The organism is Solidesulfovibrio sp. DCME (assembly GCF_049995385.1).
In the GTDB taxonomy this organism is placed as follows: Bacteria; Desulfobacterota; Desulfovibrionia; order Desulfovibrionales; family Desulfovibrionaceae; genus Solidesulfovibrio.
In genome coordinates this window covers 5,373,005-5,392,042 of record NZ_CP188261.1, presented here as the reverse complement: position 1 = coordinate 5,392,042, position 19,038 = coordinate 5,373,005, and the positions used below count along the sequence as shown (strand labels likewise).

General features: G+C 66.7%; 19 protein-coding genes. 9 read left to right on the top strand and 10 right to left on the bottom strand.

The features are described 5' to 3' along the window. Positions 1-208: 208 nt before the first annotated feature. From ACP59X_RS23785 to ACP59X_RS23750, 8 genes are all read left to right on the top strand, one after another. Positions 209-1,375 (top strand): homocysteine biosynthesis protein, encoded by a 1,167-nt coding sequence (locus ACP59X_RS23785; RefSeq protein WP_428563358.1) that lies wholly within the window; start codon positions 209-211, stop codon positions 1,373-1,375. Positions 1,376-1,433: 58 nt separating this feature from the next. Then, positions 1,434-3,059, top strand: a complete 1,626-nt coding sequence (locus ACP59X_RS23780; protein ID WP_428563356.1) for an SGNH/GDSL hydrolase family protein — start codon at positions 1,434-1,436, stop codon at positions 3,057-3,059. A gap of 361 nt (positions 3,060-3,420) precedes the next feature. Then, entirely contained in the window at positions 3,421-3,750 is a 330-nt protein-coding gene (locus tag ACP59X_RS23775) for an FmdB family zinc ribbon protein (RefSeq protein WP_428563354.1), read from the top strand. Beyond that, positions 3,747-5,048 carry an adenylosuccinate lyase gene (gene purB, locus ACP59X_RS23770; protein ID WP_428563352.1) on the top strand — a complete coding sequence of 434 codons (1,302 nt, stop codon included), beginning with the start codon at positions 3,747-3,749 and terminating at the stop codon, positions 5,046-5,048. Before ACP59X_RS23775 ends, purB begins: the two co-directional genes overlap by 4 nt. Before the next feature lie 117 nt (positions 5,049-5,165). After that, positions 5,166-5,762 carry an orotate phosphoribosyltransferase gene (pyrE, locus tag ACP59X_RS23765; protein WP_428563350.1) on the top strand — a complete coding sequence of 199 codons (597 nt, stop codon included), beginning with the start codon at positions 5,166-5,168 and terminating at the stop codon, positions 5,760-5,762. An 11-nt stretch (positions 5,763-5,773) separates the two neighbouring features. Then, positions 5,774-8,191 carry a L,D-transpeptidase Cds6 family protein gene (locus ACP59X_RS23760; RefSeq protein ID WP_428563348.1) on the top strand — a complete coding sequence of 806 codons (2,418 nt, stop codon included), beginning with the start codon at positions 5,774-5,776 and terminating at the stop codon, positions 8,189-8,191. After that, positions 8,192-8,935, top strand: a complete 744-nt coding sequence (locus tag ACP59X_RS23755; RefSeq protein ID WP_428563346.1) for a hypothetical protein — start codon at positions 8,192-8,194, stop codon at positions 8,933-8,935. It begins immediately after the preceding gene. Between the two features lie 10 nt (positions 8,936-8,945). Next, entirely contained in the window at positions 8,946-9,764 is an 819-nt protein-coding gene (locus tag ACP59X_RS23750) for a sugar phosphate isomerase/epimerase family protein (protein ID WP_428563344.1), read from the top strand. Positions 9,765-9,964: 200 nt separating this feature from the next. Here ACP59X_RS23750 and ACP59X_RS23745 read toward each other — a convergent pair whose 3' ends face one another. From ACP59X_RS23745 to era, 8 genes are all read right to left on the bottom strand, one after another. Then, positions 9,965-10,999 (bottom strand): carbon-nitrogen hydrolase family protein, encoded by a 1,035-nt coding sequence (locus tag ACP59X_RS23745; RefSeq protein WP_428563342.1) that lies wholly within the window; start codon positions 10,997-10,999, stop codon positions 9,965-9,967. A gap of 283 nt (positions 11,000-11,282) precedes the next feature. Then, positions 11,283-11,552 (bottom strand): flagellar biosynthesis protein FliQ, encoded by a 270-nt coding sequence (gene fliQ, locus ACP59X_RS23740; protein ID WP_428563340.1) that lies wholly within the window; start codon positions 11,550-11,552, stop codon positions 11,283-11,285. Positions 11,553-11,566: 14 nt separating this feature from the next. Then, entirely contained in the window at positions 11,567-12,433 is an 867-nt protein-coding gene (fliP, locus tag ACP59X_RS23735) for a flagellar type III secretion system pore protein FliP (protein ID WP_428563338.1), read from the bottom strand. Next, positions 12,339-12,752: a flagellar biosynthetic protein FliO gene (gene fliO / locus ACP59X_RS23730; RefSeq protein ID WP_428563336.1), complete on the bottom strand. Its 414-nt coding sequence runs from the start codon at positions 12,750-12,752 to the stop codon at positions 12,339-12,341. The genes fliP and fliO overlap by 95 nt, the downstream gene beginning before the upstream one ends. Continuing rightward, on the bottom strand, positions 12,745-13,326 hold the full coding sequence (fliN, locus tag ACP59X_RS23725) for a flagellar motor switch protein FliN (RefSeq protein ID WP_428563334.1): 582 nt from the start codon (positions 13,324-13,326) through the stop codon (positions 12,745-12,747). Before fliN ends, fliO begins: the two co-directional genes overlap by 8 nt. 23 nt (positions 13,327-13,349) lie before the next feature. Beyond that, entirely contained in the window at positions 13,350-13,937 is a 588-nt protein-coding gene (locus tag ACP59X_RS23720; RefSeq protein ID WP_428563332.1) for a flagellar basal body-associated FliL family protein, read from the bottom strand. Positions 13,938-13,958: 21 nt separating this feature from the next. After that, a complete protein-coding gene (locus tag ACP59X_RS23715; RefSeq protein ID WP_428563330.1) occupies positions 13,959-14,657 on the bottom strand; it encodes a YggS family pyridoxal phosphate-dependent enzyme in 699 nt (232 codons plus the stop codon). Between the two features lie 61 nt (positions 14,658-14,718). Next, positions 14,719-15,636, bottom strand: coding sequence for a GTPase Era (gene era, locus ACP59X_RS23710; protein ID WP_428563328.1), 918 nt, complete (start codon positions 15,634-15,636; stop codon positions 14,719-14,721). 145 nt (positions 15,637-15,781) lie between these two features. Here era and topA point away from each other — a divergent pair, with 145 nt between their 5' ends. Beyond that, complete coding sequence (topA, locus tag ACP59X_RS23705; RefSeq protein WP_428563326.1) at positions 15,782-18,040, top strand: type I DNA topoisomerase; 2,259 nt, start codon at positions 15,782-15,784, stop codon at positions 18,038-18,040. Here the strand turns inward: topA and ACP59X_RS23700 are convergent. Next, entirely contained in the window at positions 18,037-18,456 is a 420-nt protein-coding gene (locus ACP59X_RS23700; RefSeq protein ID WP_428563324.1) for a hypothetical protein, read from the bottom strand. The two genes, topA and ACP59X_RS23700, sit on opposite strands and share 4 nt — an antisense overlap. Further along, on the bottom strand, positions 18,453-19,028 hold the full coding sequence (locus ACP59X_RS23695) for a hypothetical protein (protein WP_428563322.1): 576 nt from the start codon (positions 19,026-19,028) through the stop codon (positions 18,453-18,455). The genes ACP59X_RS23700 and ACP59X_RS23695 overlap by 4 nt, the downstream gene beginning before the upstream one ends. Between the last annotated feature and the right edge of the window lie 10 nt (positions 19,029-19,038).

The window sequence follows — 19,038 nt, the reverse complement described above, 5'->3', positions numbered from 1 at the left end:
GGACAGCTTCCGACCGATAGAATTTTTTTAAGCATATTGATGTGTTAAGCTGAGGTCTCCGGACCCCTCCCCAAGGTCGCGAAGAAAGCCCAACATAGCCTATTTCGGGCCTGAAGCCAAGGGGCAGCCGGTTGTGTTGCCATCGGGCCGGAAATGGGCCAAGAAAAGCCCCTGTCGCCTGGAAGCGACGGCCAAAGGGAGAGCGGGCATGACCCACGAGGTGAAAAAAAGCGTCGCCGAAATCAACCGGCGTATCCAGCAGGGCAAGGCCGTGGTCTTGACGGCCGCCGAAATGGTCGAGACGGTCAAGCGCCTGGGCAAGGTCAAGGCGGCCAAGGAAGTGGACGTGGTGGCCACGGGCACCTTTTCGCCCATGTGCTCCTCGGGCATGCTGTTTAATTTCGGCCAGGAGCCGCCGGTCATCAAGGCCCAGAAGGTCCGGCTCAACAACATTCCGGCCCATGCCGGCCTGGCCGCCGTGGACGCCTACCTCGGCGCCACCGAGCTCTCCAAGGATGATCCCCTCAATAAGGTCCATCCCGGCCGGTTCAAGTACGGCGGCGCCCACGTCATCGAGGATTTGCTGCGCGGCAAGGCCGTGCGGTTGTGGTGCGAGGCCTACGGCACGGATTGCTATCCCCGTCGCGAACTGGAAAAGGATATCACCCTGGCCCAGCTCAAGTACGCAGCGCTTTTAAATCCGCGCAACTGCTACCAGAACTACAATGTGGCCGTGAACCTCACCAGCCGCATCGTCTACACCTACATGGGGCCGCTTAAGCCCAACGCCCGCAACGCCAACTTCGCCACGGCCGGCGAGCTCTCGCCCCTTTTCAACGACCCGTACTTGAAGACCATCGGCCTGGGCACCCGCATTTTCCTCGGCGGCGGCATCGGCTACGTCATCGGCGCCGGCACCCAGCACGACCCCCGGCCCAAGCGCAACGAACGCGGCATCCCCCTGTCCGCCTCGGGCACGCTCATGCTCAAGGGCGACATGAAGGGCATGAACGCCCGCTATGTCCGGGCCGTGTCCATGCTCGGCTACGGCGTGTCCCTGGCCGTGGGCGTGGGCATCCCCATTCCCATCCTCAACGAGGAAATGGCCTTTTTCACCGGCGTTTCCGACGCCGACATCCAGATGCCGGTCAAGGACTACGGCCACGACTACCCCAACGGCATCGGCCGCACCCTGGGCTATGTCACCTATGCCGCATGCCGTTCGGGCGAGGTGGTCATAAACGGCAAGCCGACCCAGGCCGTGCCCATGACCAGCCTGGCCATGTCGCTGGAAGTGGCGCAAACCCTCAAGAGCTGGATCGAGCAGGGCAAGTTCCTGCTCACCGAGCCCGTGGAGCCCATCGAGTCGTACTGAGTGGCGGCGCAACCCTTGACGCACGGGTCCGATTCGGGGCGCGAAGGTGCGCTGGCGTATGTGGCGTGACCTCGCCCTGGGCCTGCTGGTGACGGCCGCCTTTTTCGGCCTGCTCGAGGCCGGGGCGCGCCTTGTCGCGCCCGATCCCGGGCCGTCACCGGGCAAGCGGCAGATTTTTTTCATCAACGACAACGACCGGGACCGCGATTTCGTGGTGGAGCGCGACCCGGACCTCGGCTATCGCCTCAAGCGCACCGGCGCGGCCGACACCTTCGTCGATTCCAACAACCGGGCCTACGCCCGCCGCAAACCCGAAAACACCTTCCGCATCATCTGCCTCGGCGGCTCCACCACCTACGGCACGGGGGTGGAGAATTCCGACTGGTCCTACCCGGCCCTGCTGGAGGACATCTTCCGCACCGCCCTGGAGGGCTGCGGCCGGCGGGTCGAGGTCATAAACGCCGGCATGATGGGCTACCACAGCTGGCACAGCCGCATCCGGGCCCAGACCGAACTCGACGCCCTGTCCCCGGACCTCTACCTGGTCATGGACGGGGTCAACGACATCGCCTCGCTGTCCGGGGTGGAAAGCGTGGCCGACCTGGAAAGGGAACGCGGCCTGCTGACCAACCTGATCGGAACCGGGCCAGCAAAACCGGGCCCCCTGGCCCGCCTGGCCGGGCTGCTCTCCCGAAGCGCCCTCTACCGCCTGGCCCGGGAGCAAGTCGCCAGGCTGCGGGGAAAAAAGGACTACGCCGACCTGCTGCGGGCCTTCGGCTACCGCGACAACCTGGCCGCCCTGATCCGGGGCCGCCAGGACAAGGGCATCGCCACGGTGGTGGTCAACTACCCCTGGAGCGTGCGCGAAAACCTCGACGCCGCGGCCAACCTGCGCCGTTATCCGCCGGCCTGGGACGTGTCCCCGGAAACCGTGGACCTCTACCGCTTCGGCCGGCGGGGCATTGCCGGGGCCAATCGGCAGGTGGCCAAGGCCACGGGCGTGCCGCTTATCGATCCCCAGCCGCTTCTGGACGCCATGATCGAACGGGACGGCTATTACAGCCTCTATGCCGACCCGGTCCATTTCACCAAGCGCGGTAACCTGCTGTTGGCCAGGGAGATCTACCAGCGGCTGGTCGGGCTGCCGCCGCTGGCCGCCTTCGTGGCCTCCTGCCGGCTGCCGGACCTCTATGCCATCGATTCCCAGCCGCTTTTCCACTTCCTGGCCACCTGGGGCGACCGGTACCGTGGCCAGGACTGCCAGCACGGGCCGGCGGCCGGGAAAATCGCCGCCCTGGAAAACGTCGCTCCGGGCCGGGAGCCCGTGGAGGGCCTCACACCCCTGGCCCCGGTCGACACCGGGGCCGGCCCGGGCCGCATCCGCCTGGACCTGGCCCGGCCCCTGGAAGGCGCCGGCGAGGAATTGCTGCTCTATCCCCGGCTGTGCGGCCTGGACGACAAGGTGACCATCTGGGCCCTTGGCGACGACGGCTCGCGGCGGGAGGTTTTTTCGCTGCAAAAAACCTATCCCGACGGATTGTGGATGCCGTTTTGCTCGCGCTACGGCCTGTCCGCCGCTGCCGCCGCCGGGGCGACGCACCTGGAGGTCGAACTGGGCGGGCATACCCAGCTCTACGCCGCGGACGGCAACGTGCTGTTCCGGGAAAAGCGCCAGGAACGCTAAAGGGCTTTACAACAAAGCCCGTTTGGTATACGCGGTCAGGTTCTTTCACCCGAATGGAGGATCTGGTATGTCCAAGCACAAGAAGATCGAGCGCTACAAGGAACTGGACCGCCGCCGCAAGCGCCGCAAGGAACGGCTCAAGGAGCGTATCCGCGAGGCCATTGCCGCCAAGAAAGCCTAGGGTTTTGCGCTTCGAAGCCTTGCCGTAGCCTTTTTCGCCCCTCCGTCGCGGGCTTTCGGGCCGCTTGCGTCATGGCCGCGCCCGCCCGCGGCGATGGGCTTGTCATCGTTCGCGACGCGCCAGCCGACCGGGCAGGGGCTCGTCCTTGCCCGGGCCGCGCACCATCCCGTGGGGAGTCCCATGCCCTTGTACGAATACGAGTGTCCGGCCTGCGGCCTGGTCTTCGAGGAACTGCGCCGGGCCGGCGACGAGTCCCCGGCCAGCTGCCCCGCCTGCCGCACCCCGGCCTCGCGCATCGTTTCCCTGTCCGCCTTCGCCCTCAAGGGCAGCGGCTTTCACGCCACCGACTACGTCCAGCGCCGCCCCGGCTCCTTTCAAAAGGACGGCAAGGGCACCGTAAAGGGCGTGGAAGTGGACGTGCCGCAATTGGCCCGCGACCCGTCGGTCCCCCTGGAAGCGGCGGAAGGTCCCGAGGAACAACCCGGCGATCCCGCCAAGGAGGGCGCATGATCGAGCGCTATACCCGCAAGGCCATGGGCGCACTGTGGTCCCTGGAGAACCGTTTCGCCGCCTGGCTCGAGGTCGAGGTCGCCGTGTGCGAGGCCTGGGCCGAACTCGGCCGCATCCCGGCCGCCGACATGGCCGCCATCCGGGAAAAGGCCGGCTTCGACGTGGCCCGCATCCTGGAAATCGAGGAAACAACCCGCCACGACGTCATCGCCTTTTTGACGGCCGTGGAGGAACGCGTCGGGCCGCCGGCCCGGTTCATTCACCTCGGCTGCACCTCCTCGGACATCGTGGACACGGCCAATGGCTTGCTGCTCGGCCGGGCCGGGGCCATGATCCTGGAGACCATCGACGGGCTTTTGGCCGTGATCAAGGATCTGGCCCTGCGGTTCAAGGGCCAGCTGATGATCGGCCGCACCCATGGCATCCACGCCGAGCCCCTCAGCTTCGGCATGAAGATGGCCTCCTTTTACGCCGAGTTTTCCCGCCACCGGGAGCGGGTGGCCACGGCCACCGAGGGTGTCAGGGTCGGCAAGATTTCCGGGGCCGTGGGCGGCTACGCCCACCTCGACCCGCGGGTGGAAAAGATCGCCCTGGGGCGCCTGGGCCTGGCCGTGGACCCCATCTCCACCCAGATCGTCCAGCGCGACCGCCATGCCGCCTTTTTCACCGCCCTGGCGCTGCTGGCCGGCGGCGTGGAGCGCATGGCCACGGAACTGCGCCATCTCCAGCGCACGGAAGTCCTCGAGGCCGAGGAAGGGTTTTCCAAGGGCCAGAAAGGCTCCTCGGCCATGCCCCACAAGAAAAACCCCATTTCCGCCGAGAACATCTGCGGCCTGTCCCGGCTCGTGCGCACCAACGCCCTGGCTTCCCTGGAAAACATGGCCCTGTGGCACGAGCGCGACATCTCCCATTCCTCGGTGGAGCGGGTCATCATGCCCGATTCCACCATCCTGGCCGACTACACCGTGGCCCGGTTGACCGGCATCCTCGGCAACCTCAAGGTCAATCCGGACAACATGGCCCGCAACCTGATGGCCTCCTACGGGTTGTTCTATTCCCAGCGCGTGCTCCTGGCCCTTATCGAGGCGGGCATGGACCGTCAAAAAGCCTACGAGGCCGTACAGCGCGTGGCCATGGCCTGTTGGGAAGGGCGGACATCCTTTCCCGAGGCCGTGCGGGCCGATGCGGCCATCACGGCCAAACTGGGCGCGGCGGCCTTGGACGCGCTGTTCGATCCGGGCTACTATCTGGCCCACGAGGACCTGATCTATTCCCGGGTCTTCGGCCCGGCAGCGTAGGCCGGCCGGGGCCGGGAAGGTTTTTGCCGCAAGCCCGGGTGCCCGGTACGGGAATCACTTTTCAAACCGGCCCGCCTTTTGTAGGACAAGGACAAAAGGGGCCAAGCGGGGAGTCTCATGTCGTGTGCAAGCGACCAGCCGGACGCCGCGGCCATGCGTGGCCGTCTGGCCAGCCTTTTGCTGGAAAAATCCTATCGGGCCGGCGAGGTGGTCCTTACCTCGGGCCGCAAAAGTGACTATTATTTCGACTGCAAGCAGACGGCGCTGCACCCCGAGGGGGCGTGGCTGATCGGCAATCTGCTCTATGACCTGCTGCCGGCGGACATCGTGGGCGTGGGCGGCATGACGCTGGGGGCCGATCCGCTGGTCACGGCCGTAAGCCTCGTGTCGTTTCTGCGCGGGCGCCCCCTGCCGGCCTTTATCGTGCGCAAGGCGGCCAAGGGCCATGGCACCAACCAGTTCCTGGAAGGGCTGTCCAATTTCGCGCCCGGCGCCCGGGTGGCCCTGCTGGAGGACGTGGTGACCACGGCCGGAACACTCATGACCGTCATCGACCGGGTCGTCGACGCCGGACTGGTCGTCGGGGCCGTGGTGACGGTGCTCGATCGCCGGGAAGGCGGCACGGAACGCCTGGCCGAGCGGGGCTATCCGCTGCTTTCCATCTTTACCCGGGACGCGCTGCTCGCCGCCGCCGGCCGGCAGCCGGCGCCCTGACGCGAGGCGACATGAAACGACTGGGCCGCGCCGTAGTCCTCGCCAGCCTTCTGCTCCTTTCCGGCCGCCCGGCCGGGGCGGAGTGGACGGCCGACATCGTGGACATGGAATGGTCGCCGCAACGCTTCATCGCCGTCGACAAGAAGGCCCAGTCCTTCGCCCTGCTCACCAGGCAAAGCCCGCTGAAGGTCCTGGAGGCCATCCCTTGCGCCACGGGCCAGGAACTGGGCGACAAGTTCAAGGAAGGCGACCTCAAGACGCCCGAGGGCGTGTATTTCATCACCCGGCGCAAGTCCGCCGGGCTCAACTACGAGCTCTACGGCGACCTGGCCTTTCCCCTCAATTTCCCCAACCCGGCCGACATGGTGCGCCGCAAGTCCGGCCACGGCATCTGGATCCACGGCCGGGGCCACCCCATCATCCCCTACGAGACCCAGGGCTGCGTGGCGCTCAGTACTCCGGACATCCACCGGGTGGACCCGAAGCTCTCCGAGGGCATGCCCGTGGTCATCGCCGACGAGGTGCGCCTCGGCGGCCCCGAGGGCGGGGCCATGCGTGACGAGGCCCGGGAGGTGGTGGAAGCCACCAAGGCCTGGGCCAAGGCCTGGGAGAACCGTTCCAGCGCCTTTTTCGACCTCCACGACCCCGAGAAGTTCGCCCTGACCGAGGGCAAGCCCTTCGCCTCCTTCCGCAGCCACAAGGAACGCCTGTTCAAGTCCCTGCCCTGGATCAAGGTCGAGGTGTCCGATCTGCGGGCCCTGCCCGGGCCGGACTACTGGGTGACCTTTTTCGTCCAGGTCTACCAGTCGCCGACCCTTATCTCCCAGGGCATCAAGCGGCTGTATTGGCAGCGCGGCCCGGATCGGCGCTTTCGCGTCATCGGCATGGAATACGAGGAAATGCCCGTGACCCTGGCGGCGAGTGGCGGCAAGCGCGGCAAGGCCTCGCCCGACGAGATGGAAACCGATACCCGCAAACCCGACAGCCCCAGCGAAGAAGAGGTCCAGGCCCGCCAGTTGGTGGACGCCCACCAGGCGGTCATGGAACGCGTGGCCCAAAAAGCTTTTGCCTCGGTCAACCTCAAGGCCCAGCCCACGCCCGAGGATCAGGCCATCCTGGATGTGGCCGAACAGGGCGCCATCAAACCCGGTTTTTCGCCTTTCGCCTCGGACGCCCTGCGCCAGGTGTCGCCGCCGCCGGCCGCATCCGCCAAGGAGGGCGCCGCCTCGGCCCAGGCCGCCGCGGGCCTGCCGGCCGGGCAACCGTCGGCGCCGGCCCCAGGCCCGGCCGTGGCAACGGCACCGGCTTTGGCCGTGCCGTCGGCCCCCGTGCCCTTGTCCACTGCTGCGGCCGTGTTGCCGACGGCAGCCAAGGAGGAAAAACCGGCAGCGCCTACGCCGGCCGCCAGTGCGGCGCCGGTCCAGGTGGCGGCCGTGCCGCCGTCGCCCACACCCGCCCCTCTCGAGGGTAAGCTCGCCGCCCCGGCGCCCGCGACGGTCCCTGCCGTCGCCCCGGCCAAGGCGGCCGAGGTCGCCGCCGTGATCGAAGCCTGGCGGGCGGCCTGGGAACGCGGCGACATCGCCGGCTACCTGGCCTTTTACGCCGACGGCGCCCGCCAGGGGAACCTGCGCGGCAAGGACGCCATCCGCCGCCAGAAGGAAGGCGTCTGGCGCGGCATCTCGCCCGGCCGGGTGTCCATGGAGATCCTTTCCGTGGCCCCCGAAGGCGACGGCTATGCCGTGGTCTGCGCCATGGACTACCAGGGCAAGGGCCGCCGGGAGAGCAAGGGTTTCAAATCCATGAGCCTGATCCAAAGCGGCGGCAAGCTGCTCATCGCCCAGGAACGCTGGTCGCGGGGCCGCCCGGAACCGGCCGTGGCCACGGTGGCGCCGGTTGCGCCCGCCAGTGCCGTGGCCGTAGGCCGGGAAGCCGCCGCCCCGGCCGCCATGCCGGCTTCCGCAGCCGTAAAGCCGGATTCTGCGCCGGCTGCCGCTGCGGCAAGTCCGTCCGCGCCGGCAACCGTGGCCCGGGCGGCCCAGGCGTCCGTACCACCAGTGGCGCCGGCCGTCGCGCCCAAAGTCGACCGCACCGGCCAGGTGGCTTCCCTGGTCGAATCCTGGCGTACCGCCTGGGAGCACGGCCGCGTGGACGACTACGCCGGCTTCTATGCCGCCGATGCCGTCCAGGGCGACCGCCGAGGCCGGTCGGCCATCCGCGACCAGAAGGCCGGCCTGTGGAAGGACAAGGCGCCCAAGCAGGTCACGCTTTCCGACCTGAAGATTCGGCCCCGCAAGGACGGGTTCGTGGTCACCTGCGTCCAGGACTACCGCGACCGCAGCGGCGGCTCGGACAAGGGGCTCAAGACGCTGTACCTTGCGCCGGCGGCCGGCAGTTTCGCCATTGTCGAAGAGAAATGGAGCCGGTTGTAGATGGCCGCGGGCGAACGGGTCGATATCCTCATCCTGCGGGATGCGGCCGGGGTGCGCCGGTTTCGCGTTTCCCTTTTCGCCTTGCGCCTGCTGTGGCTGACGCCCCTGGCTTTGCTGCTGCTTTTGGCCGCCGCCGTGGCCGTGGCCTATCATCTGCGCCAGGACAACCTGGACCTCTCGGCCAAGGCCCAGGCCATGCGCACCGAACTCGACGCCGCCGGCCAAGGGCTCATCACCCTGCAAAATATCGAAAAAATCCTGCGCTCCAGAGATGTTACCGAGCTCGAGACGCTGGTCGGGTCCTACAGCGCCGACAATCCCGGCTGGTGGAAGCCCAAGGTCGAGGAAGGCAAGGTGGAGCCCCGTGAACGCGAGGCCGCCCGCCCCGACCTGTCCCGGCTGCTCGCCCGGGTGGACGCCAACCAGGCCGGCGTCGACAACCTGCGGGCCCGCATCGACAACAAGAAGCTCCAGCTCAATTTCGATTTGAGCAACGTCACCCCGCAGACCAATCTGGTCGGCCGGGTGGAAGCGGCCCTGGTGGGCAACGACGCCAGCCTCGTGCCGCTTAAGCCCGAAAAGGACGAACTGTCCTTCCAGATCCAGCGGTTCAAGCAGATCGCCGCCAGCCTGACCCTGCCGGCCAAGATCGACACCAAGGACCTCTACGGCCTGAAGCTGACCATCCTCGATCCCGCCGGCAAGACCGTCTTCGCCCAGGTCTATCCGCTGCCCCGGGAGTAGCCGTCGCGCCATGACCCGTTTTTACGTCAATTTGAACCTGCGGGTGGCCGACAAGGACCCGGCCGTGGTGGCGCGCCATCTAGAGGCCGGCGTGGCGGCGGAATTCGGCCTCGACCCGGTGCTCATGGACGCCAAGACCCCGGCCTGGCACCGGGAGATGGCCGGCCGATTCGATGGCGCCGGGCTGTCGCGCACCCTGCACCTGCCCTTTTTCGATCTCCAGCCCGGCAGTGCCGATGCCCGCATCCGGGCGGCCAGCCGCGACCGGCTGTGCCAGGCCATAGATACGGCCGCGCTCTACGCCCCGGACCGCCTGGTCGGCCATGCCGCCTACAACCGCTTCCTCTACATCCGCTCCTTCGCCGATTGGGCGGCCCGGGCGGCCGACACCTGGGCCGAGGTGCTGCGCGTGTGGCCCGAGCATCCGCCGCTGTGCCTGGAGAACACCTTCGAGACCGATCCGCTGACCGTTTCCGGGGCGGTGGCGGCCCTGCGGGAGCGGCTGCCCGAGGCCGATCGGGAACGCGTGGGCATCTGCTTCGACGTCGGCCACTGGTACAGTTTCGCCGCCGGCAAGGCGCTCGGGAACCTCGAGGCCTGGTGCGACGCCCTGGCGCCGTATCTGCTCCATCTGCACCTGCACGACAACGACGGTTCCTTCGACCAGCACCTCGGCCCGGGCCAGGGGGAAATTCCCTTCGATGCCCTGTTTAGGCTGCTGTCCGCCCGGGGCCTGCGCCCCACGGCCACCTTCGAGCCCCACACGCCGGCCGCCTTCCGGGTGGCCCTGGACTTCGCCGCCGCCAGGCCAGAATTCTTCGTCGACTGATCGCGGCAACCTGCCAGGCTTTTCCCGCGCCACCCCACGACCCGGCAGCGAACACTCCCGGAGCCGGGCCGAACCGGGCCGGTTTCGCCGGTTTCGGGCGAGTGTCGCGTCCCTTAATAAATACGATAGTATTTTTAAAATAATAATTATTTTAAAGTGTTGTTTCCATATACGCACGTATCCTTTTCAAGGGCGCGACACTAGATTTCCTCGGCGCCGACCGTCGAGGCCGCGTCGTGCCCGATACCGGGCGGGATGGCCAGTGCCGTTTGGCCAAACGCGTCCATGGGTACCACCCGCTTTGCCGGGGCGGTGTTGAGCAACAGCCGGGCCACGTCCGGCCTGGCGTAGTGCCCGGCCGGATCGGCGGCCGTCTTGGCCAGGCCGATGGCCGCGAAATCGACGTCCGCGTAGAGGATGCCTTCGCGGTCCTCGGGGATCGGTTGGCAAAGCGGCGCGCCGTCCGGGCCGAAGATCATCGAACAGCCGCCCCCCACGGGCAAAAGCCCCTGGCGCAGCGGCGTATCGCACAGCCTGGCCACCAGTTCCGGTGTGGCGACCTGGGTCGCGGCCAGGACATAGCATTGTCCTTCCAAGGCGTAGACCTGGCTCGTCGCCCAGGTCATTTCCGGCCCCAAGGCGTAGGACTTGCCCTTGTACAGGGACAGGCTGGGCCAGGCCGCGACGTGGATCTCCTCGTTTTGGGCATACATGGCATACTTGAGCAGCGGCTGGAGATGTTCCCAGCAGTTGAGCGCCCCCACCCGGCCGATGGACGTTTCCACCACCTGGAGATGGCTGCCGTCGCCCTCGCCGAACACGCACCGTTCGGCCAGGGTCGGCTTGAGCTTGCGGCGTTGGACAAGGGGCACGCCCTCGGGCGAGAGCAGCATCTGGCCCATGTACAGGCTGCTGCCGGACAGTTCGCTGTAGCCCATGCAGACGAAGATGCCGTTGTCGGCGGCCGCCCGGCGCAGGGCCAGGTCCTGTTCGCTGCCGATCACCAGCGCATTGTCGCGGTAGCCCGGCATGTGGGCCAAGCCTTCGATGGGGGCGCCAAGCCAGAAAAAGAAGGGATACCCGGGCAGCCAGACCTCGGGAAAGGCTATGAGCCGGGCACCGTTTCCGGCGGCGTCCTCGATGAGGGCGATGGACTTTTTGATGGTTCGATCCAGATCGAAATACACAGGCGCCGCCTGGACGCAAGCGACTTTGACCTTGGGTTTTTCGCGCATCGGACAGCTCCTTCCCGGCGTGTTCGCGCAGGCATTCGGGACGTTGCGGTCCTGGCCAAGAAGCAATATATGTTCCCGATATAAACGTCGTTATTCTAGGATGTTACTTGTTTTGTTCGGCAGAAACCGTCACGAATGAAGACAGTCCTGTCACTGGGCGCGACAAGGAACACGGCCACCGGCCGGGCGACCGGCGAAGGGGCCGTGGCCGTTTCAAAAAGGGCGGTTGCGGCCGCGACGGGGGTGCTTCAGACAGGCGGGGCGGGGGGCGGCGGCTTGCCGCTCAGCGCAGATACAGCGGGATGTTCATGAACAGATCCCTAGTGAAATTGATCATCTTGTCCATCATCCAGGGAAAGGCCAAAAGCAGGGCGATGAACATGGCCAGGATCTTCGGTACGAAGGTCAGCGTCATTTCCTGGATCTGCGTGGCCGCCTGGAGCACGGAGATGACCACGCCCACCACCAGCGAAACGCCAAGCATGGGCAGCGCCAGAAAAAGCGCCGTTTCGATGGCCTGCCGGGACAGGGCCACGACCATGTCGGGTGTCATGGGCCGTACCTCCCTTAGGTGGCGAACGAGTTGACGAGGGATGCTACCATGAGGCCCCAGCCGTCCACCAGCACGAACAGCAGCAGCTTAAACGGCATGGCGATGGTGGCCGGCGGCAGCATCATCATGCCCATGGCCAGCAGGATGCTCGAAATGACCATGTCCAGGATCAGAAACGGGATGTAGATCAGAAAGCCGATGGTAAAGGCCGTCTTGAGCTCGCTGATCATGAACCCGGCCGCCAGCATCAAGGTCGGCACCTCGGCCTTGTCCTTGGGCCGCTCCATCTTGGTCACGGTGTAAAAAACCGACAGGTCCTTTTCCCGGGTGTGCTTGAACAGGAACTCCCGCAAGGGAATCTCGGCCTGCTTGAGGGCCTCGGTGAAGCCGATGCGCTCCTCGAGGTAGGGGTTGAGGGCATTGTCGTAAATGGCCCGGCCCGTGGGGTACATGATGACGCAGGTCAGGAAGATGGCCAGGCTGGCCAATATCTGCGACGGCGGCACCTGCGGCACGCCCATGGCCTGGCGCAGGAAGGAAAAGACCACGATGATGCGGGTAAAGGAGGTGACCATCAACACGAACGACGGGGCCAGCGACAGCACCGTCAAGGCGAAGAGGATCTCCAGCAGGGTGGCCACCCGCTCGGGCTGGTTCTGGCCGGCGGCCAGGTTGAGCGAGAGCGTGGGCGCGTCCTGGGCCAGGGCCGGCGCGGCCAGGCACAGCCCGGCCAGGGCCAGGGCAAGGGCCGTCAGGCCAAGGCGAAGCGCCGGGGCGGCCGGCCGGCTAGGGCGAAGCGCCGGGGCCGGGGCCGCCGTGTGGCGGGTTGCCTGTCTTGGCGGCCAGGGTGGCGGCGAAGTTTTTGTCGGAGTCGTCATCATCGTCGACCGTTTCCTCGGTAAGCAGCGTGATGGCCTGGTCGGTGACGCCAAGCACCAGGTTCTTATGCAGGAATCGGACCACGACAACGCTTCTTCGCGGGCCCAGGCTCAAGTGGGCCATGAGCCGCAGCATGCCGCCCCGGCCGGCCGGGCCCAGGCCCAGCTTGGGGCCGTAGCGGCGCAACAGCCAGTAGGCGGCGAAGATGAGCAGCAAAATGAAAAGCAGGGCCAGGGCCATTTGCATGGCCGTGCCGGCCAGGCCGTAGTCCGACGGCGGCGGCGTCGGGATGCCGGCGGTCGGGAGGGTGGGATCAGGCAAGCTGTTTCACCCGTTCGATGGGGCTGATGATGTCGGTTAAACGCACGCCGAATTTCTCGTTGATGACCACGGCCTCGCCCCTGGCCACCAGCTTGCCGTTGACGTAGATTTCCAGCGGTTCGCCGGCCAGTTTGTTGAGCTCGATGACCGAGCCCTGGCCCAGTTGCAGCAGTTCGTTGATGAGCAGCTTGGTGCGGCCGAGCTCGGCCGAGACGTCCAGCGGAATGTCCAGGATGAAGTCCAGGTCGCGGCGCACGTTTTCCGGGCGCGGCGCCTTGGCCTCCTGCGTCAGATTCTTGAACTGGGCCGAGGCGCTTTGGCGCGACAGGGCATCCTGGTCGCGTTCGCGCTTGATGGACTGTTCCTCTTCGTCGGCCAGGGCGGCGGCCCATTCGGCGGCCAGGGCGTCGTCGCCGCCGCCGCCCTTGGCTTTGGCCTTGCCGCCGCCGGAGGCGGGCTGGTCGAAGAGGGCGTCGATGTCCGATTGGGAGGCCGGTTTGTCGTCGTCCTGCTCTTCCAGGGCGGCGGCCCATTCGGCGGCCAGCTTGTCCTGATCGATGTCGTCCGGAGCCATGGAATGTCCTTGCGCGGCAGCGGTTATTGGATGACGAAATCCGTGAAATAGACCCGCGCCACCTTGGCCTGGCCGATGGCCTGGTTGAGCCGGTCCACGATCTCCTTGCGCAACAGGATCTTGCCTTCCAGCGTGCTCAGTTCCTGGGAGGTCTTCGAGGACAGGAGCATGAGCAGGGCGTCGCGGATCTTGGCCTGGTTGGCTTCCAGCAGTTCCGGATTGCCGGTCATTTCCACATCGAGCACGATCTTGAGGTAGCGCCGGGCGTTGGGGTCGGCCAGGTTGACCACGAAGGCCGGCAGGGCCACGTTGTTGGACGGGGCCTTGTCCTTGCCGCCATGGCCGCCCTTGGCTTCGCCGTGGCCGCCTTCGGCCTTTTTCTCCTCGGCCTTTTGCGCGGCGTGGCTGTCCTCGGCCTTTTTCTCCTCGGCCGGGGCGGGCTGGCCTTCGGCCGTGGCCTCGGCCGCCGGGGGCTTGGCCGCGAAAAATTTCAGATAGGCGAAATAGCCGCCGCCGCCGAGGACCAGCAGCAAGACGACCAGGATGACGTATTTGAGGAATCCGCCTTTTTTCTTTTTCTTGCCTTCTTCGGCTTCGGGCGCGTCGGCCATGGTTTTCCTCCGGCGTGGCGGTCAGCGGGCCGCGCAGTATCGCGGGCCGAACAGGTCGGTGCCCACGCGCACGTGGGTGGCCCCTTCTCCGATGGCGGCCTCGAGGTCGCCGCTCATGCCCATGGACAGCACGGGCAGGGCCAAGCCCAGGCGCGGCTCCAGTGCGTCGCGAAGCTCCCGCAGCCGGGCGAAGGCCGGCCGGGCTCCCTCCGGGTCGTCGAAGACCGGCGGGATGACCATCAGGCCCCGAAGCTCCAGCTCCGGCATGGCGGCCACGGCCTCGGCCAGGGCGCCCAGGCCCTCGGGCGCGACCCCGGATTTCTGGGCCTCGCCGGCCACGTTGACCTGCAGGCACACGGCCTGGGTCAGGCCGGCCTCGCGGTTTCGTTTTTGCAATACCCGGGCCAGTTCCACATTGTCCAGGGTGTGGAGCAGGGCGAAGCGGCCCACGGCGAAGCGGGCCTTGTTGCGCTGCAAATGCCCGATGAAATGCCAGGCAAGCCCGGCCGGGGCGGCCTCCATCTTGGGCAGGGCCTCCTGGATGTAGGACTCGCCGAAAACCGTCTGGCCGCACCCGGCCAGGGCGGCCACGGCCGCGGCATCGTGCAGCTTGGACACGGCCACCAGTGTCACCGTGGCCACGTCGCGGCCGCAGGCGGCGCAGGCGGCCGCGATGCGCTCCCGCACCCGGGCCAGGCGCTTTGCGGCTGTTGTTTCCACCGCGAAAACTCCTTTCGGTCACTGCCGCAACACGGCGGACCTATTCCCCGAAACGGCTGGCCTATTCCCCCAGCCCCAGCTCGCGCAGCAGGGACGGATCGTCGGCCCAGCCGGGCCGGACCTTGACCCACAGTTCCAGGAAGACCTGGGACCCCAGCATCTCCTCGATTTCCAGGCGGGCTTTCTGGCCGATGTCCTTGATGCGCGACCCGCCCTTGCCGATGACCATGGGCTTGTGGCTGTCGCGGGCAACCAGGATGGTGGCCTGGATTTTCGTCAGCCCCGGCTTCGATTTTTCGTCCCAGTGGTCCACGGTCACGGCCGTGGCGTAGGGCAGTTCCTCGCCAAGGGCCAGAAAAAGTTTTTCGCGCACGATCTCGCCGGCCAGAAAGCGTACCGGCGCCGTGGACACCTCGTCCGGGTCGTACTGGTGTGGCCCCTCGGGCAGGCGGGAAAAAAGGGCGGCCAGCATCTCGGGCAGGCCCTTTCCCGTCAGCGCGCTGACGGGAAAGAGCTCCGCCCCGGGCAAGGCCTCGCCCACGGCGGCCAGCAGCGGCAGCAGCCGGGCCTTTTCCTTGACCAGGTCGCATTTGTTGAGCGCGACCACCACCGGGACGGCCCCGGCGCCCACGGCCTTGGCGATGGGGCGCAGCTCCGTGGCCAGGCCCTCGGGCCGGCGGGCCAACGGGGCCGCGTCGAGGAGCACGAGCACCACGTCGGCCTGGGCCAGGGCGCTGTAGGCGCTGCGCAACAAAAGCGGCGCGATGCCGCGCTTCTGGCGGTGCAGGCCGGGCGTGTCCAGGAAGACGGCCTGGGTGTCCCCCTCGGTCAGAATGCCGCTGATACTGTTGCGGGTGGTTTGCGGCTTGGGGGAAACGATGGAGACTTTCTGGCCGATCAGGCGGTTGAGCAGGGTGGACTTGCCGGCGTTGGTCGGGCCGAGCATGACCACGTGGCCGAAACGTTGGGTGTGCGCCAAGGGAACTCCGGGGCGGCCCGAAATCGGGCCGCGTTTGTCTTTCTTATAAATTCATACGCCTGGCTCGAAAATCGACACGTAGCCCGGCAAAGGACAAACGGCAACCCTTGCCTTGGCCCCTTCGGGTGGCTATAGCACGCCTGCCATGGGAAAGGACCTTATCATCGTCGAGTCGCCGGCCAAGGTGAAGACCATCAAGAAGTTCCTCGGCAACGCCTACGCCGTGGAGGCTTCCGTTGGGCATGTGCGCGATCTGCCGCAAAAAAAGCTCGGAGTGGACGAGGAAGACTTCGCCCCCCAGTACCAGATCATACCGGGCAAGCAAAAGGTCGTCTCCAAGCTCAAGGAAGCGGCGGCCACGGCGGCCACCATCTATCTGGCCCCGGACCCGGACCGCGAAGGCGAGGCCATCGCCTGGCACGTGGCCGAGATTTTAAAGGGCACCGACGCGCCCATCCACCGCATCCAGTTCAACGAGATCACGGCCAAGGCCGTGCGCGAGGCCCTGGCCCATCCCCGCGACATCAACGAAAAGCTCTTTTTGTCCCAGCAGGCCCGCCGCATCCTGGATAGGCTCGTGGGCTACAAGGTCTCGCCCATCCTCTGGCAGAAGGTCAAAAGCGGCATTTCGGCCGGCCGGGTCCAGTCCGTGGCCCTGCGCCTGGTCGTGGACCGGGAAAAGGAACGCCGGGCCTTCGTGCCGCAGGAGTACTGGAACTTCAAGGCCCGCCTGGCCGGGGACGCCCCCCCGGAGTTCGAGGCCGAGCTCGTCAAGTACCAGGGCAAAAAGCTCGACATCGGCAGCGCCGAGGCGGCCGAGGCGGCCGAGGCGGCCATCCGCGGCAACCCCTTTGTCGTGGCCGCCGTGGCCGAGAAGGAACGCAAGAAATCGCCGCCGCCGCCGTTTATCACCTCGACCCTGCAGCAGGCGGCCAACCAGCGCCTGGGCTACTCGGCCAAGCGCACCATGGGCGCGGCCCAGAAGCTCTACGAGGGCCTGGAACTCGGCGACCGGGGCACGGTGGCGCTTATTACTTACATGCGCACCGACTCCACCCGCATCGCCGACGAGGCCCGGGACGCCGCCCGGGAATACATCGTGGGCACGCTCGGCCCGGACTACTATCCGGAAAAGGCCCGGCATTTCCGCTCCAAGGCCGGCGCCCAGGACGCCCACGAGGCCATCCGGCCCGTCGACGTCGCCCTCACCCCGGCCGACGTCAAGGCGCTTTTGCCCAAGGACCTCTTTTCGCTGTACAAGCTCATCTGGGAGCGCTTCGTCGCCTCCCAGATGCGCGAGGCCCGCTTCTGGGACACCGTGGCCGACGTCGCCGCCGGCCCCGGGCTGTTTAAGGCCAAGGGCCAGCGGCTCATTTTCCCGGGCTACCTCAAGGTCTACGGCCAGGAGGCCGGGGACGAGGCCAAGTCCCTGCCGCCCCTGGCCAAGGACCAGGTCCTGACGCTTTTGGAGCTCAAGAAGGAACAGAAGTTCACCCAGCCGCCGCCGCGCTACACCGAAGCCTCGCTGGTGCGCGAGCTGGAGGAAAAGGGCATCGGCCGGCCCTCGACCTACGCGGCCATCATTTCCACGCTCCTCGACCGCGACTACGCCCGGCTCGAGGACAAGCACTTCGTGCCGTCCGAGCTCGGCGAGACGGTTTCCGACCTGCTGGCCGAGCACTTCGTCAAGATCATGGACGTGGGCTTTACCGCCGGCATGGAAGAAGCCCTGGACGCCGTGGCCGAGGGCCGGGGCGACTGGGTCGGGCTTTTGAAGGACTTCACCGGCGACTTCTACCCGGCCCTGGCCAAGGCGGCCAAGGACATGGCCAAGGTCAAGGCCGGCAAGGAAACGGACGTGACCTGCGAGCTGTGCGGCAAGCCCATGGTCATCCGTTTCGGCAAGGCCGGCGAATTCCTGGGCTGTTCGGGCTATCCGGAGTGCAAGAACACCAAGGAGTTCGACCGGGCCGCCGACGGCGCGGTCATTGCCCGGGAGCGCAAGGCCGAGGAAGCCGTTTCGGTCGGCACCTGCCCCCAGTGCGGCAAGGACCTGACCGTGAAAAAGTCCCGCACCGGCAGCCGGTTCATCGCCTGCACCGGCTGGCCGGACTGCAAGTACACCAAGCCCTTCCCCACGGGCGTGGCCTGCCCCAAGGAGGGCTGTTCGGGCACGCTGGTGGAAAAAAGCTCCAAGCGCGGCAAGGTGTTCTACGCCTGCGACGCCTATCCCCAGTGCGATTTCGCCCTGTGGGACTGGCCCATCCCCGAGCCCTGCCCCCAGTGCGATTCCAAGGTGCTCGTGCGCAAGAAGACCCGCGACGGCGAGGTCATCGCCTGCCCCAACCGCTCCTGCCGCTACAAGCGGGCCGTGGGCGGCAAAAAGGACGAGGGCGAGGCCTAGCTGTTGAAATAGGCGACCACGGCGTCGCGCGTGGCCTTGGACAGGAGCTTCAGGCGCAAAAACACGTCCGGGTGCGTCTGGAACACCCCGGCCAGGAAGAGGAACCGGGGATCGTTCATCCGGTCCTTGCCCCGATCCGCGCCCTGCACGGCGTTTTGCACCGTGGCCTCGAAATCGTAGCCGGCTTTCTTGAGCGTGGTGGCATAGAGCAGGCAGGTGCGCTCTTCGTAGTCCTTGCCCGAGATCTCCTCAGGAAAGGCCTGCTTCCCCTCGGCCACCTGCTTGAAATAATTGTACACGTTCTGCCTGTTAAACGGCAGGCTGCGCGGGGCGTCGGCGGCCCGGGCACTTGCGGCCCAAAGCACCAGCCCGGCCGCGGCCGCCGGCAACGCCGCCAGAACCTCGCGCCGCCTCATTGAGGAGCCGTCCCCCCGGGGCCGGAACAGGGCGCAAAAAGGGGCTGGTAGAAGTAGCTCAAGGTGCCGGCGTCCTTGTCCTTGAAAAACTGCAAGCGGATCAGTACGTTGCCCAGCGGCCAGGCCAGGTCCTCGGGCTTGTCCTCCACCTCCACCGGCGGGGTGTACTTGCCGATCAGGAACTTGCGGATGCTCTCGTGGGCCTTGGCCCCTTTGTAATCCACCATCACGGCCGCGAACTTGTCCTGGCAAAACCCGTAGACCATGTTGTTTAAAAAGGCGTCGCCGATGCGGTAGACCGCGCCTTCCACCGTGGCGTAGGCGGCCTGGCCGTCCTTTTCCACCACGGTCAGGTCCGGCACGGCGGCCATGGGCGTGCCCCATTTGGTGCCGTGGAAGGCGTTGGGTTCCTTGATGACCTTGCCGGGCGTTTCCACGGTTTCATGGTCGGCCTGGGCCGGGGCGGCTTTTTTGGCCGGCTGGTGCTTGGCCGGGGGCGGGCTTTTGGCCGCGGCCGGGCCGCAAGCCAGCAGGCAGCACAGGGCCGCCACAAAGACAGCGTGCAGTTTCATGGGATAGGCG

Excerpts from the sequence above, each read along its gene's own strand:
- ACP59X_RS23785 (WP_428563358.1), top strand. The coding sequence starts at position 209 with ATGACCCACGAGGTGAAAAAAAGCGTCGCCGAAATCAACCGGCGTATC.
- ACP59X_RS23780 (WP_428563356.1), top strand. The coding sequence starts at position 1,434 with ATGTGGCGTGACCTCGCCCTGGGCCTGCTGGTGACGGCCGCCTTTTTC.
- ACP59X_RS23775 (WP_428563354.1), top strand. The coding sequence starts at position 3,421 with ATGCCCTTGTACGAATACGAGTGTCCGGCCTGCGGCCTGGTCTTCGAG.
- purB (WP_428563352.1), top strand. The coding sequence starts at position 3,747 with ATGATCGAGCGCTATACCCGCAAGGCCATGGGCGCACTGTGGTCCCTG.
- pyrE (WP_428563350.1), top strand. The coding sequence starts at position 5,166 with ATGTCGTGTGCAAGCGACCAGCCGGACGCCGCGGCCATGCGTGGCCGT.
- ACP59X_RS23760 (WP_428563348.1), top strand. The coding sequence starts at position 5,774 with ATGAAACGACTGGGCCGCGCCGTAGTCCTCGCCAGCCTTCTGCTCCTT.
- ACP59X_RS23755 (WP_428563346.1), top strand. The coding sequence starts at position 8,192 with ATGGCCGCGGGCGAACGGGTCGATATCCTCATCCTGCGGGATGCGGCC.
- ACP59X_RS23750 (WP_428563344.1), top strand. The coding sequence starts at position 8,946 with ATGACCCGTTTTTACGTCAATTTGAACCTGCGGGTGGCCGACAAGGAC.
- ACP59X_RS23745 (WP_428563342.1), bottom strand. The coding sequence starts at position 10,999 with ATGCGCGAAAAACCCAAGGTCAAAGTCGCTTGCGTCCAGGCGGCGCCT.
- fliQ (WP_428563340.1), bottom strand. The coding sequence starts at position 11,552 with ATGACACCCGACATGGTCGTGGCCCTGTCCCGGCAGGCCATCGAAACG.
- fliP (WP_428563338.1), bottom strand. The coding sequence starts at position 12,433 with ATGATGACGACTCCGACAAAAACTTCGCCGCCACCCTGGCCGCCAAGA.
- fliN (WP_428563334.1), bottom strand. The coding sequence starts at position 13,326 with ATGGCTCCGGACGACATCGATCAGGACAAGCTGGCCGCCGAATGGGCC.
- ACP59X_RS23720 (WP_428563332.1), bottom strand. The coding sequence starts at position 13,937 with ATGGCCGACGCGCCCGAAGCCGAAGAAGGCAAGAAAAAGAAAAAAGGC.
- topA (WP_428563326.1), top strand. The coding sequence starts at position 15,782 with ATGGGAAAGGACCTTATCATCGTCGAGTCGCCGGCCAAGGTGAAGACC.
- ACP59X_RS23700 (WP_428563324.1), bottom strand. The coding sequence starts at position 18,456 with ATGAGGCGGCGCGAGGTTCTGGCGGCGTTGCCGGCGGCCGCGGCCGGG.
- ACP59X_RS23695 (WP_428563322.1), bottom strand. The coding sequence starts at position 19,028 with ATGAAACTGCACGCTGTCTTTGTGGCGGCCCTGTGCTGCCTGCTGGCT.